The 14,306-nt window shown below is 61.4% G+C and carries 15 protein-coding genes; 5 read left to right on the forward strand and 10 right to left on the reverse strand.

From position 1 onward, the window contains the following. The first annotated feature begins 14 nt into the window (after window positions 1-14). Window positions 15-884 carry a TauD/TfdA family dioxygenase gene (locus tag CAF73_RS20830; protein WP_085703690.1) on the forward strand — a complete coding sequence of 290 codons (870 nt, stop codon included), beginning with the start codon at window positions 15-17 and terminating at the stop codon, window positions 882-884. A gap of 45 nt (window positions 885-929) precedes the next feature. Here the strand turns inward: CAF73_RS20830 and CAF73_RS20835 are convergent, their stop codons facing one another. The 5 genes from CAF73_RS20835 to CAF73_RS20855 form a co-directional block, all read right to left on the reverse strand. Beyond that, the gene (locus CAF73_RS20835; protein ID WP_176247753.1) at window positions 930-1,619 is read right to left on the reverse strand and encodes a hypothetical protein; all 690 of its coding nucleotides are present in this window, start codon (window positions 1,617-1,619) and stop codon (window positions 930-932) included. Then, a complete protein-coding gene (locus tag CAF73_RS20840; RefSeq protein WP_085703691.1) occupies window positions 1,588-2,628 on the reverse strand; it encodes a GSCFA domain-containing protein in 1,041 nt (346 codons plus the stop codon). The genes CAF73_RS20835 and CAF73_RS20840 overlap by 32 nt, the downstream gene beginning before the upstream one ends. A gap of 37 nt (window positions 2,629-2,665) precedes the next feature. Next, the gene (locus CAF73_RS20845) at window positions 2,666-3,181 is read right to left on the reverse strand and encodes a GNAT family N-acetyltransferase (protein ID WP_085703692.1); all 516 of its coding nucleotides are present in this window, start codon (window positions 3,179-3,181) and stop codon (window positions 2,666-2,668) included. Between the two features lie 166 nt (window positions 3,182-3,347). Beyond that, on the reverse strand, window positions 3,348-3,761 hold the full coding sequence (locus tag CAF73_RS20850; RefSeq protein WP_085703693.1) for a cupin domain-containing protein: 414 nt from the start codon (window positions 3,759-3,761) through the stop codon (window positions 3,348-3,350). 32 nt (window positions 3,762-3,793) lie between these two features. Beyond that, entirely contained in the window at window positions 3,794-4,549 is a 756-nt protein-coding gene (locus CAF73_RS20855) for an SDR family oxidoreductase (protein ID WP_085703694.1), read from the reverse strand. A 250-nt stretch (window positions 4,550-4,799) separates the two neighbouring features. On the opposite strand from CAF73_RS20855, the gene CAF73_RS20860 reads away from it, so the two are divergent. Continuing rightward, window positions 4,800-6,368 (forward strand): winged helix-turn-helix domain-containing protein, encoded by a 1,569-nt coding sequence (locus CAF73_RS20860; RefSeq protein ID WP_085703695.1) that lies wholly within the window; start codon window positions 4,800-4,802, stop codon window positions 6,366-6,368. 16 nt (window positions 6,369-6,384) lie between these two features. Here the strand turns inward: CAF73_RS20860 and CAF73_RS20865 are convergent, their stop codons facing one another. The 4 genes from CAF73_RS20865 to CAF73_RS20880 form a co-directional block, all read right to left on the reverse strand. Beyond that, window positions 6,385-6,900 (reverse strand): phage infection protein, encoded by a 516-nt coding sequence (locus CAF73_RS20865; RefSeq protein WP_256574764.1) that lies wholly within the window; start codon window positions 6,898-6,900, stop codon window positions 6,385-6,387. Window positions 6,901-6,983: 83 nt separating this feature from the next. After that, window positions 6,984-7,238, reverse strand: coding sequence for a transmembrane sensor/regulator PpyR (locus CAF73_RS20870; RefSeq protein WP_085700375.1), 255 nt, complete (start codon window positions 7,236-7,238; stop codon window positions 6,984-6,986). Window positions 7,239-7,465: 227 nt separating this feature from the next. Continuing rightward, a complete protein-coding gene (locus tag CAF73_RS20875) occupies window positions 7,466-8,104 on the reverse strand; it encodes a response regulator transcription factor (protein WP_085703697.1) in 639 nt (212 codons plus the stop codon). A gap of 153 nt (window positions 8,105-8,257) precedes the next feature. Then, on the reverse strand, window positions 8,258-10,225 hold the full coding sequence (locus CAF73_RS20880; RefSeq protein WP_085703698.1) for an alkyl/aryl-sulfatase: 1,968 nt from the start codon (window positions 10,223-10,225) through the stop codon (window positions 8,258-8,260). A gap of 105 nt (window positions 10,226-10,330) precedes the next feature. Between CAF73_RS20880 and CAF73_RS20885 the strand changes: the two genes are divergently transcribed. The 3 genes from CAF73_RS20885 to CAF73_RS20895 all read left to right on the forward strand — a co-directional run bounded on the left by CAF73_RS20885 (window position 10,331) and on the right by CAF73_RS20895 (window position 12,828). Continuing rightward, window positions 10,331-11,254 (forward strand): LysR family transcriptional regulator, encoded by a 924-nt coding sequence (locus CAF73_RS20885; protein ID WP_085703699.1) that lies wholly within the window; start codon window positions 10,331-10,333, stop codon window positions 11,252-11,254. Between the two features lie 91 nt (window positions 11,255-11,345). After that, on the forward strand, window positions 11,346-12,566 hold the full coding sequence (locus CAF73_RS20890; RefSeq protein WP_085703700.1) for a colicin E3/pyocin S6 family cytotoxin: 1,221 nt from the start codon (window positions 11,346-11,348) through the stop codon (window positions 12,564-12,566). A gap of 7 nt (window positions 12,567-12,573) precedes the next feature. Further along, window positions 12,574-12,828 carry a colicin E3-like toxin immunity protein gene (locus tag CAF73_RS20895; RefSeq protein WP_007958170.1) on the forward strand — a complete coding sequence of 85 codons (255 nt, stop codon included), beginning with the start codon at window positions 12,574-12,576 and terminating at the stop codon, window positions 12,826-12,828. Window positions 12,829-12,896: 68 nt separating this feature from the next. Here CAF73_RS20895 and CAF73_RS20900 read toward each other — a convergent pair whose 3' ends face one another. Further along, the gene (locus CAF73_RS20900; protein WP_085703701.1) at window positions 12,897-14,228 is read right to left on the reverse strand and encodes an amidohydrolase; all 1,332 of its coding nucleotides are present in this window, start codon (window positions 14,226-14,228) and stop codon (window positions 12,897-12,899) included. Between the last annotated feature and the right edge of the window lie 78 nt (window positions 14,229-14,306).

Consider the following 14,306-nt stretch of genomic DNA (forward strand, 5'->3'; position numbering starts at 1 on the left):
AAAGGTGAGGGAACATGGATCAGTTGGCACTCAAGGCAATCGAGCGCATCGCCGCAGAACAGCGTGCGCCTTATCGGCACATCACGGTCGAGCGGATCACGCCGATCATCGGCGCCGAGATTGGCGGCGTCGATCTTTCGCAACCGCTGAGCAACGAGCAACTCGCGGAAATCCGCCGGGCCTTTCTGGAGAACCACGTGGTGGTGTTCCGCGACCAGCACCTGACGGTGGACGAGCACAAGGCGTTTGGCCGACTGTTTGGTGAGCTGCGGGCGCTGCCGGTGGAAGACATCGACGGCGATGACCCGGAGCTGGTGGTGATCCGCGCCAATGCGCAATCGCGCTACGTGGCCGGTGAAACCTGGCACACCGACGGCACCGCCGACCTGGCGCCGTCCATGGGCTCGATGCTGTACGTCAAGGAAACCCCGGCCATCGGCACGGGCGGCGATACGCTGTTCGCCAACATGCACCTGGCGCTGGAAATGCTGTCGCCGACGATGCAGCAGTTTCTCGGCGAATTGACCGCGATCCACGACGGCGCAATTCCGTGGAAGGGTTATGAAGCGCCGGCCAACCTGCCGAAAAACGAACACCCGGTGGTGGTTCGCCACCCGGAAACCGGGCGCAAAACGCTGTTCGTCAATTCCGGGTTCACGTCGCACATCGTCCAGTTATCCGGCGGCGAAAGTCAGATGCTGTTGAACATGCTTTTCGATCTGGTGGCGCGGGAGCCGGTCCTGAGCTGTCGCGTGCGCTGGGCGCCGAATACGTTGGTGTTCTGGGACAACCGTTGCACCCAGCACCATGCGGTCTGGGATTATTTCCCGCATTCGCGGTATGGCGAGCGGGTGACGATTCTGGGGACGCAGCCCAAGGCGTGATGACCCCCTGTGGGAGCGAGCAAGCTCGCTCCCACAGGTCCGGGTCTAAATTCCTCGTTTGAGCAGTTGCTCGACGATCAGCTCGCCAAACGCCAGGTTCCCGTGCAGCGGGTCATCCACTTCGCAGTACGCCGGAAGCTGAAAACCCTGTTCATCATTCGCTGCGGCGCGCACGTCGATCAGCTCGATGCCGAGCCCTTGCAGACGCTCGATCAGTAGCGCCTGCGCGGCCATGAACACCCGCGAGTCGGACAACTCCGGCACCCGCTGCGGTGGCAGCACGGCGAACACTTTGAGGTTCATCGCCCGGGCCTGCTCATAGAACGCCAGCGCAGGCCGGGACAGGGTGTCGACGATGGATTCGAACAACGGCCCGGCGAGAAAACCTTCATCGAATTCGCAGTCCGGCGTCTGGTAGCACGTCCAGTTCGGCGCGGTGGCGAGGTAGTGCAGGCTCAGGCCGATGGTGCTGACCAGCGGCACCCCGACCTTCGCCAGTTGCGGCACTTCGAACGGTTCAAGGGCCTGGCGATACAGGCGCTCCATCTCGGCCTCGCGAAACACCACGTCATGGCGGGTCAGGCTGAAAAAGTCCACCGCGAAATCCCGGCCGGTGCCCAGCGGGCCGCCGCTGAAAGGCAGCTCACGGGCCTGTGCCGCCTTGCCGATGACCCCGGCATGGGAATCGCCCAGCAGCAGAAACCTAGGCGTAGTAATCGAGCACGGCGTCTTCACAGACAAGCTCCTCGCTGGGCATGCAGGTGGAGGGCACGATGACCGGCGTCTGCACCGGTTGAACGGCATCGAGTCCGGCGAAAAACTGCTGCATGACGAATGCCACGCCTTCGGGTGTGACCTCACGCTGGTTGGGCTGGTAGAACGCGCCGTTGAACGGTGTGCCGGTGATGATTTCGTAGGAGGGGAAATAGTCGACGTCGCACAGGTCTTCACATAGCTGCCCGGCGACAGCGCGCAGGACCGATTTGGAATAGGTGGTGGCGCTCAGCACATGCTCACCCGTGGCGGTCGCTGTCAGGGGCACCGGTGACACGGTGAGCAGCACGCGCAGTTGCGGGTTGATCGAACGCATCAACTCCAGTGCCCTGACCATCTCGCCATAGGTGTCCATGAAGCCGAAATTGCAGAAGCGGTGCAGCTGCGGATCGAAGGTCCCCCGCACGGTGCCGGGGCACACGGGGTACACCAGACCGGTCTGACGGTTTTGCCAGGCTTCGGTCAGGCCGAGGGTAAACACGAACACTTTGGCCCGGCGCAGGGCTGTGCGGATCGCATCGAGGGTGGCTTGGCGCGATGCGAACAGCGCGTCCTCGCTGGCAAAACCGTCGGGCTCCACGGCAGGGCGGAACGGGTCGAAGAAACGCCCGTCATGGGCCCAGGTTTCGTCGGGCGGCAGGCTCACGCCCAGCGCCCATTCGAGCCATTGGCAGAGCATCGCCGGGGTGTACAGATTGCCGGTGCGAAACGAGAAAACCCCGTAGTTGTGGGCCTTCCAGTCGGTTTCGGCCAGTCCGGCCGGGGCCGGTTCTGCATCCAGCCAGTTCATGCCGCGTTCCACCAGCGCCCGGCCGATGTGCTGAGCGAAACACGAACCGGCGGTGACGATGGCGTCCTTGTTGCCGATCTCGAATTGCGGCGTCCACAGTTGATCGATGTTCAGCGCGGGCTTGTCCGCCACGGCGGTGCGCCAGAACGCGCGGGGTGGCAGGCATTGATAAGGATTCACGACGAGGGCCTCCTTGGCGGTCGCTGATAAAACGGGGTCAGCTGATTTGATAGCGGTAGATCAGGTCGTCAAACCAGCGATCGCCAATCTGATAGGCCTGCGGCACGCGGCGCTCGAATACAAAACCGCATTTCTCCAAAACCTTGCAGGACGCGATATTACCGTCGGTCACGGTCGACTCCAGCGAGTCCAGGCCGATGGCGGCGGCGTAGTCGATGATCGCCTTCCGCGACTCGGTGCCAAAGCCTTTGCCCTGATGTTCGGGCAACAGCAGACAACCCACCTCGGCACGCCCCGGCGACAGGATGCGAAACCCGGTCACGCCCAGTTCCTGCCCGCTGGCCCTGTCGGTCACCACCAGACACAACCAGTGATCCGACTGCGGCCCCCAGGCCGGAAGCCGATGCTCGAAGCCTTTGCGAACCTGGTCCTCGGCGATTTCACCGAACACGTACTGCATGGTTTGCGGCTCGGAATGCAGCCTGAGGAACAGCGGCCAGTCGGCTTCGACCATCGTGCGCAGGTCCAGGCGTTGCGTGGTGAGCTCAAGCATCCGCTGCTCCTTGCAAGTGCGAAAAGGGAAGACGGTTTTTTACTGGGTGTGGGGGGAAAGATCAATGTTTTGATCGGGCATGTTTTGCCGCGCCGACCTTGGACGCCCCTCGTCGCGGTACTCTCCGGCGGCCGGACTGCCGGAGGTGCATCGGCAAATGGATCGGCTACGGCTTGACCGGTTTGACCAGGTCGGTCTCGCTGCTGTCGAGCACGAACACCGCCAGCAGACGGGACGGTTCGGTGGTGCTGGCATTGGCACTCACCGCGTGGAAATCACCCGGTTGTTCGACGAAGTTTTCCCCGGCCTTGTAGACCTTCTCCGGCCCGTCGCCGACCTTGCTGCGCACCGCACCCTCAAGCACCGTGGCGTAAATGAACGCGGACTTCGGATGAAAGTGTGCCGGCGAAGAACCACCGGGTGCGTATTCCACCAGCACGCCCCTCATGGATTTGCCCGGAACGTTGGGCAGGGTGCGGTCGAACACCACGGTGACCTTGCCGGCCTGCGGCTCGGCGGCCGAGGCGGAGGAAATCGAAACGGCCGCAAACGCGGCGGCCAGCAGGATTCGGCTGAACATGGCGATACTCCTTCTAAGCGGATGGGGGTGTTTCAGCGCTGGGTCGATTTCGCCAGCCAGTCTTCGAAGCGCGTCGGGCCCAGGCGCGGGTTGCTGCTGCCGGGGGTGAGCGACTGGTCGTCGAGCACATCGCCGAAGTAGCGGGCGTGAACGTCCGGGATCACTTTGCGGGTGTCGTGGGTGGCGCGGAAAAAGCGCCGGACCAACTCGTCGAGCGGCATGGCTTCGGGGCCGGCAATCTCCTGCGTGCCGTTGATCGGCGCGGCCAGTGCCACGTCGGTGAGCGCTGCCGCGACATCGTCAGAAGCCATGGGCTGGATCAACGCCGGCGACAGGCGCACTTCCTCGCCGACGGTGGCGGCCTGAGCGATGCCGCCGACAAATTCGAAGAACTGCGTGGCCCGTAACAGGCTGTACGGAATGCCGGACGCCTTGATCAGATTCTCCTGCGCGACCTTGGCGCGGAAGTAACCGTTGGCGGGCAGGCGCTCACTGCCGACGATCGACAGCGCCACGTGATGGCGAACCCCGGCGGCGTCTTCGGCAGCGAGCAGATTACGGGTGGAGGTTTCGAAGAAATCGAGCACGGCCTGGTCTTCCCACGACGGCGCGTTGGACACATCGACCACAACCTGGGCACCGTCCATCGCTTCGGCCAGGCCTTCGCGGGTGATGCTGTTGATGCCGGTGTTGGGGGAGGCGGCGAGGGCATCGTGGCCGCGTTCGCGCAGATTGTTCACAAGTTTCGATCCGATGAGGCCGGTGCCTCCGATAACGACGATCTTCATGGCAACTCTCCACTTGCCGACGGCAACCATTGCTGTCGATGTGCGTTGAGCATGCCTGTGGCGCCCGGGCAAATCCTTGTGGTGACCTTGGATTTGCCTTGGTTTTTTGTCCAGACAGGCCAATCCGTCGGCAGATGCGTAGACCAATGTGCACACCGGTGCGGCGGTTCAAGGTCTGCCGTATCATTGAGCGCACGACAATCGCCCGCTCGGATACGGAGTCGGGGGCCCAGACCAGAGAACAGCCACCGTGCAATTCGTGTTTGAAGACTACGTGCTCGACCAGCAGCGCCGGGAACTGACCTGGCGCGGGGAGGTAGTGACTGTCGGGCCGCAGGTCTTCGACTTGTTGCTGGTACTGGTCGGCAACCGCGAGCGGGTGGTGAGCAAGGACGAACTGTTGAGTGCCGTGTGGAGTGGCCGAATCGTTTCCGAATCGACCATCACCAGCCACATCAACGCCGTGCGCAAGGCTATCGGCGACAGTGGTGAACAGCAGCGCCTGGTGCGCACGGTGCCGCGCAAGGGCTATCGCTTTGTCGGTGAAATCATCCCGTGCGACAGTCCTGTCGACGCACCAGAAGCACCTGCGAAACCCGAGGTGGCCGCGACACTTGTCCTGCCGGAAAAACCTTCGATCACCGTCCTTCCATTCCAGAACCTCAGCGGCGATCCCGAACAGGACTACTTCGCCGACGGCATCGTCGAAGACATCATCACCGCGTTGTCACGCCTGCGCTGGTTGTTCGTCATCGCTCGCAACTCCAGCTTCACCTATAAGGGCAGGGCGGTGGATGCACGAGGCGTCGGTCAGGAACTGGGTGTGCGTTATGTGCTGGAAGGCAGCGTGCGCAAGTGCGGCAACAAGATCCGCATCACCGGCCAGCTGATTGACACCTGCAGCGGAACGCACCTGTGGGCCGAACGCTTCGAAGGTCTGCTCGACGATATTTTCGAGCTCCAGGATCAAGTGGCCGAAAGCGTTGTGGGCGCCATTGCGCCACAGCTCGAACGCGCGGAAATCGAGCGGGCCAAGCGCAAGCCCACCGACAGCCTCGATGCCTACGATTACTACCTGCGAGGGACTGCCAAGCTGCACATCGGCACCCGAGCGGCGATCGAGCAGTCATTGGCGCTGTTCTACCGGGCGATTGAGCTGGATCCGGAATTTGCCTCGGCCTACGGCATGGCCGCGTGGTGCCACTTTTGGCGCAAGCTCAACGGCTGGATGACCGATCGGTCTCGGGAAATCGCCGAAGGTGCGCGGCTGGCGCGAATGGGTGTGGAGCTGGGGCGCGATGACGCCGTGGCGCTGACCCGTTGCGGTCATGCTCTCGCCCATCTGACCGGGGATGTCGATTGTGGCATCGCCTTGCTCGATCGGGCTCGACTGCTCAACCCCAACCTGGCGCCGGCCTGGTATCTGGGTGGCATCCTGCGTGCCTTGCGGGGCGAAACCGAGGCCGCCATTGCCAACCTCGAGCACGCCGTGCGCCTGAGCCCGCTGGATCCGGAGATGTTCCGCATGCAGGTCGGGATGGCGCTGGCGCACTTCTTCGCCGGTCGCTTCGAGCTCTCGGCTTCCTGGGCCGAGAAAGCGCAGGGAAACCTGCCCAGTCTGCTGGCAGCGGCGGCCTTGATCGCCGCAAGCCACGCGCTCAGCGGGCGAACCGACAAAGCCGGGCAAACCATGGAACGTGTGCGCCAGCTGGACCCGACCTTGCGGGTGTCCAGCCTGAGTGCGTGGCTGCCCATTCAACGGCCTGAAGACGTGGCCCGGTTCGCCGAAGGTTTGCGGTTGGCGGGGTTGCCGGAGTGACGACGCAGTCGGCCAATCAATCCATCGAAAAATGCATTCGCATGTCCATCGCGGCATCGTACTGATTGCTGGCTACACGGCGTTCGATCAGGCGATCGGAGCCGCCTTCGGCAACACGGCGTTCGATCAGGCGGTCGGAGCCGCCCTCGGCAACACGGCGTTCGATCAGGCGATCGGAGCCGCCTTCGGCGACGCGGCGTTCGATCAGGCGATCGGAGCCGCCTTCGGCAACACGGCGTTCGATCAGGCGGTCGGAGCCGCCCTCGGCGACGCGGCGTTCGATCAGGCGGTCGGAGCCGCCTTCGGCAACTCGACGTTCCATCAGCCGATCCGAACCCCCTTCGGCAATCTGGGTCGGCGCCTTTCTGGCCCGGTACTGTTGCACCGATGAAGGCTCTGAATCCGGAGTGCTGGTTTCCTGTCTGTTGGCCACCGGCATGTCGGGCAGGCAACTTGCGCCGAATGCATGAGTGGCAACTATCCAGGTGGCTGAAACAATGGCAACGGGCAATACCAATCCAATAGTTTTCATCGTGATCATCCTGAGTCGTAGTGGGATTTCGTTATTGAACTTCCGGGTTGCAACCAGACAGGTTCTAAATCAATCGAATACTCTTAATGAGGAACTCCATGTTCCTGCGCGGCCAGGCGAATTCGGTTATGCGCAATCAGGCGCATGACGTAGCCCAACTTGATCGCGGTCGGCCCGAGGATCGTCATCCCGTGGGCACCGACCAGCGTGGGCAAGGCCAGGTGAGCGTCAAACACATACGCCAGGAAGACTCCCGCCATCAACATGCCCAGACCCCCGATCAGCAATACGTGGGACAACTTCAGCACGCGGTACGAGTCTTCAAAAAAGTCATACATGTTGATCAGCCATCCCTGGGTTCGTGAATGAGTGGGTAAATGTCGACGCGCACGGAAACCGCGAAGTCAATGACTTTGCCGGCCGTTGCATCTGATGGAGGGATTTTACTGTTGGGCGTAGGGATCAACCATGTTGCATAAGTTTGGTTTTATCCTGCCCGTGTATGGAGAAGTCATACCAACGTATATAAACAACTATCAATGTGCGCTGAATAAGGGCGCTGCATCTAATGGTTGATACCCAGGCTTTCGGCCATTCGAACCAGATCGGCGAACGATTGCGCGCGCATCTTGCGCATGGCCTGGCTCCGGTGAATTTTCACGGTGATCTCGCTCAAGCCGATGGCACTGGCGATCTGTTTGTTCATCAAGCCCGAAACGGCCAATCCCATTACCGACTGCTCTCTGACCGTTAGTGCCCCATAGCGGGTGCGCAATTCATGATGGCGGCGTTCGCACTCGCGGTGTGACCTGTCCCGCGTATGCGCGGCGACCACGGTATCGATCATTGCCTGCTCGCGAAACGGTTTTTCCAGGAAGTCGACGGCACCGGCTTTCATGGCGCGCACCGTCATGGCGATGTCGCCGTACCCGGTCATGAATATGATCGGCAGGTGGATTTTGGCGTCGGCGAGCGCCTGCTGAAAGACCAGCCCGCTGGTGCCTTGCAATCGAACATCGAGCACCAGGCAACTGGGCAGGTCAGGTCGCTCGTATTTCATGAAGTCGGCGACCGATCCGAACAGCTCGACCTGCAGGCCGATGGAGCGAAGCAGGCTGCCAAGGGCCTCGCGCAGGGGGGCGTCATCATCAATGATGAAAACGATGGATTCAGGGTTTCGCTCGGGTGAAAGTTCTACGTCCATACGCGGGATGGCTTCGCGGCGATCGGGCTGCGCAGGATGCTGAACAACTCAATGGAAAGCTTTGCCCGAGCCTCCGGTTTTCATTGGATTTTGCTTGGCTAACCGTCCAGAGGCCATCGACCTGGTACTTCTTCTATCGATGGCCTTGATGGGTCAGTTTCCTGTCCGGGCGACAATCGCAAAATTCCCCGGTGCCTTTTCCAGCAACCCCAGAAATCTCACGAGATCGACCTTGCTGCCATCCACCTTCAGATCATCGGAGGTGAGCGTTTCTTTCAGCCCGGCGGTGCCGCCCAGCAACTGGACGAACAGGTCCTTGGTGACGGTCAGGGTTGCGTTGGCGTTCGCCGCGGTCGGGCCTTTTCGATAGTGCAGCACGGCGTTCTCGATCCACAGCACGAACGATTCATTCGTATCGGTCAGCACCAGATTGAACGTCCAGTGCTTGCCATCTGCCGCCGGGCCGTCGAGGCTTGCGGCCATGGCTTCGAGGAAGCGTTCGGTGGGCGTCTGCTTCATCAGTTCGATCAGGTCGGAGCGTTTGACGCCCTTGGTCGGCGGGCCGTTGCGCAGTTCCATGGCAGCGGTCAGGTAGCTGTTGCGCCAGGTCGCCGATTCCGCCTGATAGCCCATCTGTTCATACGCGCGGGCCATCAGTTCCTTGGCGGCGGTGTCGTCCGGTTTGGCGAGCACAGCCTGGTCCAGCAGTTCGGCGACCCAGCGATATTCGCCCTTGTCATAGGCCACGCGCGCGGCTTCGACCACTTTGGCGTTGCCTCCCATCAATTCGACGTAGCGCTTTGCCGACTCCTTGGGCACCAGCGGATTCAAGTGCGCGGGGTTGCCATCGTAGGCGCCCAGGTACAGCTGGTAGATCGCCTTGACGTTGTGGCGCAGGTCGCCGTAATAGCCACGGGTGCCGAAGTACGAGGCCAGCGAATCCGGCAGCTGGATCTTGTCGGCGATCTCGTTGGGCGTGTAGCCGGCGTTCATCAGGCGCACGGTCTGGTCGTGCAGGTACTTGTAGACATCGCGGTGCTTGGTGATGAATTCGCGGATCCGTTCGTTGCCCCAGATCGGCCAGTTGTGCTGACCGAAATAGACCTCGGTGTCGCCCAGTTCGTCGAGGGCGATTTGCGTGTATTCGGACCAGCGCAGCGCATCGCGCACCTTGGCGCCACGGATCGGCAAGAGGTTGTGCATGGTCTGCGCCAGCAGCTCCGCACCGCCATACGCCTTGAGCGCGGGGATCGAAAACGTCAGCTCGGCCGGGGCTTCCGCGCCGGGCATGTTGTGGAACACGAAGCTGACGCCGTCGAGTACCAGCGGCTGGACCGGCTGGTCGATGATCTGCGTCGGCGGCAGGATGCCCATGCTGCCGTAGGCGACGTTCTTGCCCAGCCCCGTGTCGACGATGCCGGTCACGCCCGGGGTCAGGTTCTTGCCGAACTGATACATCGAACGCCGCGCCATCGCCGGGCCCGCCAGGATGTTTTCGCTGGTGGCTTCCTCCATGAATCCGGCCGGCGCGACGATGGGAATATTGCGCTGGGCCACTTCACTGCTTGAGGTGATGCCCAGCACACCGCCGAAATGGTCGGCATGGTCGTGGGTGAAAATGATCGCGCTGACGGGCTTGTTGCCCAGATGCTCACGGGCGAAGGCCAGCGCTGCGGCGGCGGATTCCCGGGAGGTCAGCGGGTCGACCACGATCCAGCCGGTTTGCCCGTCGATCAGCGTCATGTTGGCGATGTCGAAACCGCGCAACTGGTAAATCCCATCGCGGACCTTGAACAGACCGATCTGCGCATTGAGCATCGCGTGCCGCCACAGGCTCGGATTGACGGTAGCTGGTGCCGGGCCTTCGACGAAACGGTACGCATCGAAATCGATCAGGGCATTGCCGTCAGCGCCGAGGATCTTGCCGGTCGGGCGGGCGATAAAACCGCGCTGGGCATCTTCCATGTCGCGGTTGTCGCTGAGGTCCAGGCCCTTGATCGACGCCTGGATCACCGCTGCCGTGGCGGGCGTGGCGTCGCCGGCTGCGACGCCGGGTTTGTTATCGCAGCCGGCGAGGGACAGCAGCGCCAAGGCGATGATCGTGTAGAAGGTCGGTTTCATTCTTGTTGTTCTCCGAGGGTCGAATGCGCTCCAGCCTAGGGGCAGGGCGGCGATGTATCCAATGCATTGTTTACATCCGGATAATGCGTCGCTAGCATCGCGCGAATGGACCTCAAACGACTCTCACACCTTCTCGCACTGGCCGATGAACGCCATTTCGGCCGCGCGGCCGAACGCGTTCACCTCAGCCAGCCAGCCCTGAGCCGCAGCATTCAGGCGCTTGAGAGCGAAACCGGGCAACGCCTGTTCGATCGCGATAGCGGCGACGTTCGCCCGACGCCGGCGGGGGAGTTTCTGATCGAGCGGGCGCGGCGGCTGCTGTTCGATGCCCGCTCGCTGGAGCGGGACATGGCGCTCTACAGCGATCTCCAACTGGGCAGCCTCGCCTTTGGCGTCGGGCCTTTCCCGGCTGCGATGTTGATGCATCAAGTGGTGCCGCGACTGCGTCAGGATCACCCGGCGGTTACGCTGCGGGTGGAAGTGAACAACTGGCAGATTCTCGAAGCGCGGTTGCGCGCTGAAGCGATCGAATTCTTCGTTGCCGACATTCGCAACTTCACGGCGGACTCCGACCTGCTGATCCGTTCGCTGGGCCAGGTCTCGGCAGGTTTCTTCGTACGACCGGAGCACCCACTGGCCGGGCGTAAAGTGGCGATGGGAGACCTGGAAGGCTATGGCATCGCCACGACGCGCCTGCCGGAAGTAGTGAAACTCGAGACCGCCCGAACCCTCGGCATCCCCACCCGCCAGGCGCTGCCCATTGTGCTGGAGTGTGATGACGTGGCGTTGCTCAAGACCGTCGCTGGCTCAACCGACACCATCCTCGGCGTCATTCATGGTGCTGTGGCTGAAGATATTCGGGCGGGGCGTTTGATCGAGCTTCATGTTGTCGACAGGCCGGGGTTTCACTCCGAAATCGGCGTGGTGAGTTTGCAGGGCAGAAGCTTGTCGCCGACCGCGCTGTGTGTGATCGAGGCGGTCGTTGCCGAGATGCAATCCGTTCACGTCGAACAATCCCCACGTCTTTAGAGATACGTCCTACAGTCACGATTTTCCTGCTTCGTTAACGTCGTGCAGCCCCTTGCGAGGGGCTGGCGATGCATGAACGAAAGGACAATCAGTGGCTGGTCAAAAGGACATTCCCCGGGTTCCCAACCCACCGGCAGGCGACGAGCATCACGTCACTTACCGCTACATGACGGCCACCGAACTGGCTGATCAGAACGACCGACAAAACAAGTACGACGCCATGCTGGCGCGGCAAGACGCCTTCGAACGCAGCCGTGAGATGGTGGCGAACAAGCCAGAGCCAGCGCGCGCCGGCTGCGTGTTTGCCAAGTCGTGCAAGCTGCCGGACGCGATTATCGATTACTCGAATCCTTCGGGAATGGTGCCGACTGACAGCCTGAAGGATTACGGCGAGCTGATTTTGCTCGGTGGGCGTGAGGCCGATGACAGCGGTGGCGTTGCACTCAAGAAAATCAGCGGCACGGCAATTTCAGCGGGGCTGGGCGCTTTTGCCCTTGCCGGTGAGGCGTTCAAGGCATTGCCCGCGATGGCCTCTGCTGCCATCAGCCCGTTGCTCGGTCTGGTGGCGATGTTCATGCCGTCGAACCTGGGCGACAGCGCCCTCTATACCGAAGACCAGTTGCTCGCCCTCAAACAGGCCCGAATCCGCGTGCGCCTGCGCGTTGAGCAGCAGGCCGATGGCAGTCTAAAGGGTTACGGCTTCTACACCGGCAAGAACCGCGATTGGGAGATGGTTGATGTCGTGCGGTTCGCTGCACGCGGTAACCGGTTTATTGCAGACCTTGGTGAAGGTGTTGAGCTGATCTGGACGCCGGCTGTGGATGGTTCCGACATTCTTGGTATTCCGGCACTGGAGGCTGCTCCGCAAGCGCCGCATATCTGGGTGTACCCGCCGACGAAAGCGGCGGACGGGATTCTGGTGAATCCGGTTTATCCGCCGGAGTATCGGGATTTCATATTGGTGTTTCCGGCGAGTTCCGGGGTTCGGCCGCTGTACATTGTCTTGAATGTTTCCAGCAGGAAGCTTCCCAGCCCCGACCACGATTACCATTCGGCACCTGAAACGGAAGAAATTGTCGGATTCCCGGGTTTGAAGGAAGCGAAGAAGAAAACACCAAAGCAGGGCGGTGGCGGTCTTCGAGAACGCTGGACGGATGCTAAAGGCAGAAACATCTATGAATGGGACTCACAGCACGGAGAACTCGAAGCCTATCGTGCAAGTGATGGCAGCCATCTAGGGGCTTTTGATCATTTAACAGGTGAGCAGATTGCCCCTCCCAAGAAAAACCGCAGCATTAAAAAGTATCTATGAGGCTGGAATGGGACTGAAAGTCAGATTGAATTGGTATGACAAAAAAACAGAGCTCGCTGAGGGAAAGGAGTACTCGGTCGATCTCGGTGATGACGGTTCAATCATCGAGTCGTTGGGTCTGCTGGAGGAAAATGAGATTTATGACGGCGGATTTGATGTACGGAATGACTGGATAGCAAAATTACAGCCATTGTTTACCCACAAAATCGAACCAGCGGTATTCGACTACCAAGTGTCCTTTCGATACAGAACAACGTGGTGAGCAACCACTAGCAAAGGGGGCGGATGTATTTACGAAAATACATCCGCCCCCCTTTTCACATAAGCCAATCAGCCCCGCTGACCCCGCCCCGGATAATTCAGCACAAACTGCACATGCGCCTTCACCCCGGTGGCCAGTGTTGCGTCATCGGCGGTGAAGTAGGGGCTGTGGTTGTTCGGCGCCTTGCTCATGTCCTGGCCTTCCGGCGTGGCGCCGAGGAACACGAACAACCCCGGCACCTTGCGCGCGTAGTAGGAGAAGTCCTCGCTCGGTGACAGGGAGGCGGGCAGGCGCTCGACCTTGCCCGGCGCTGCCAGCTCGAGGGCCGGGATCATGGCTTCGGTCAGTGCCGGATCGTTGGTGGTCACAGGTGCATTGTTCACCAGCAGCAGATTGGCCTGGGTCTCGTAGGCGCTGGCGATGCTGTTCACCAGCGGCGGCATCTTTTTCAGGATCGTGTCGCGGATGTCGGCGTTGTTGGTGCGAATGGTCCCGGTCATTTCCACGGTCTCGGGAATGATGTTGGCCGCCGAACCGCCGTTGATCGTGCCGACACTGATCACGCCCATGCCCTGCGTGAGATCGACACGCCGACTGACCAGCGTCTGCAATCCACTGATGATGCCTTGACTGGCGACAATCGGATCGACACCGCTCCAGGGCGCCGAGCCGTGAGTCTGCTGGCCCTTGACCGTGATGCGGAACGAGTCACTGCTGTTGAGCACGGTCCCGGATTTGTAGAACAGATGCCCGGTCGGATAACCCGCCATCACATGCACCCCGAACACCGCTTCGACCTTGGGCGAATCGAGCGCGCCATCGCGGATCATCGCTTGCGCACCGATCAGAGTGTCGGTCTGGAACTCATCGACATCGGCCGCGCCTTCCTCGGCCGGCTGAAACAGAAACACCACCGTCCCGCGCACCTGATCGCGATGCTCGGCCAGCACTTTCGCGGCGCCCAGCAACATGGCGGTGTGGGTGTCGTGCCCGCAGGCGTGCATCACCGGCACACTCTTGCCCAGCCGCGTGCTGGTGGCCTGGCTGGCGAACGGCAGGTTCGTCATCTCCTTGACCGGCAAGGCGTCCATGTCGGCGCGCAACGCCACGACCGGCCCCGGCAATCCGCCTTTCAGAATTCCCACAACCCCCGTCTTGCCGACCCCGGTGCGCACTTCAATGTTCGACGCTTTCAGCCGCTCAGCCACCAGCGCGGCAGTCTTGAACTCAAGATTGCCCAGCTCTGGATGCTGATGAATCGTTTGGCGCAGATCGACGACTTCCTGATTGACCGCGCTCACGGCGCTATCGACCCAGGGCGCCTCGGCGACATGGCTGGCAGTGGCAACAAACGAAGACAGAACGGCGAGGCACAGCGAGGTTTTGCAGAAACGGATCAAGGCGGGACTCTCTCTTATGGTTTTTATTGGCGTCAGAGGGTATGCCGCGAAGCAAGACGGGACAAACGAGTCTGGCCG

This window comes from Pseudomonas sp. B15(2017), assembly GCF_002113215.1.
Classification (GTDB): domain Bacteria; phylum Pseudomonadota; class Gammaproteobacteria; order Pseudomonadales; family Pseudomonadaceae; genus Aquipseudomonas.

Excerpts from the sequence above, each read along its gene's own strand:
- CAF73_RS20830 (WP_085703690.1), top strand. The coding sequence starts at position 15 with ATGGATCAGTTGGCACTCAAGGCAATCGAGCGCATCGCCGCAGAACAG.
- CAF73_RS20845 (WP_085703692.1), bottom strand. The coding sequence starts at position 3,181 with ATGCTTGAGCTCACCACGCAACGCCTGGACCTGCGCACGATGGTCGAA.
- CAF73_RS20850 (WP_085703693.1), bottom strand. The coding sequence starts at position 3,761 with ATGTTCAGCCGAATCCTGCTGGCCGCCGCGTTTGCGGCCGTTTCGATT.
- CAF73_RS20855 (WP_085703694.1), bottom strand. The coding sequence starts at position 4,549 with ATGAAGATCGTCGTTATCGGAGGCACCGGCCTCATCGGATCGAAACTT.
- CAF73_RS20865 (WP_256574764.1), bottom strand. The coding sequence starts at position 6,900 with ATGAAAACTATTGGATTGGTATTGCCCGTTGCCATTGTTTCAGCCACC.
- CAF73_RS20870 (WP_085700375.1), bottom strand. The coding sequence starts at position 7,238 with ATGTATGACTTTTTTGAAGACTCGTACCGCGTGCTGAAGTTGTCCCAC.
- CAF73_RS20875 (WP_085703697.1), bottom strand. The coding sequence starts at position 8,104 with ATGGACGTAGAACTTTCACCCGAGCGAAACCCTGAATCCATCGTTTTC.
- CAF73_RS20880 (WP_085703698.1), bottom strand. The coding sequence starts at position 10,225 with ATGAAACCGACCTTCTACACGATCATCGCCTTGGCGCTGCTGTCCCTC.
- CAF73_RS20885 (WP_085703699.1), top strand. The coding sequence starts at position 10,331 with ATGGACCTCAAACGACTCTCACACCTTCTCGCACTGGCCGATGAACGC.
- CAF73_RS20895 (WP_007958170.1), top strand. The coding sequence starts at position 12,574 with ATGGGACTGAAAGTCAGATTGAATTGGTATGACAAAAAAACAGAGCTC.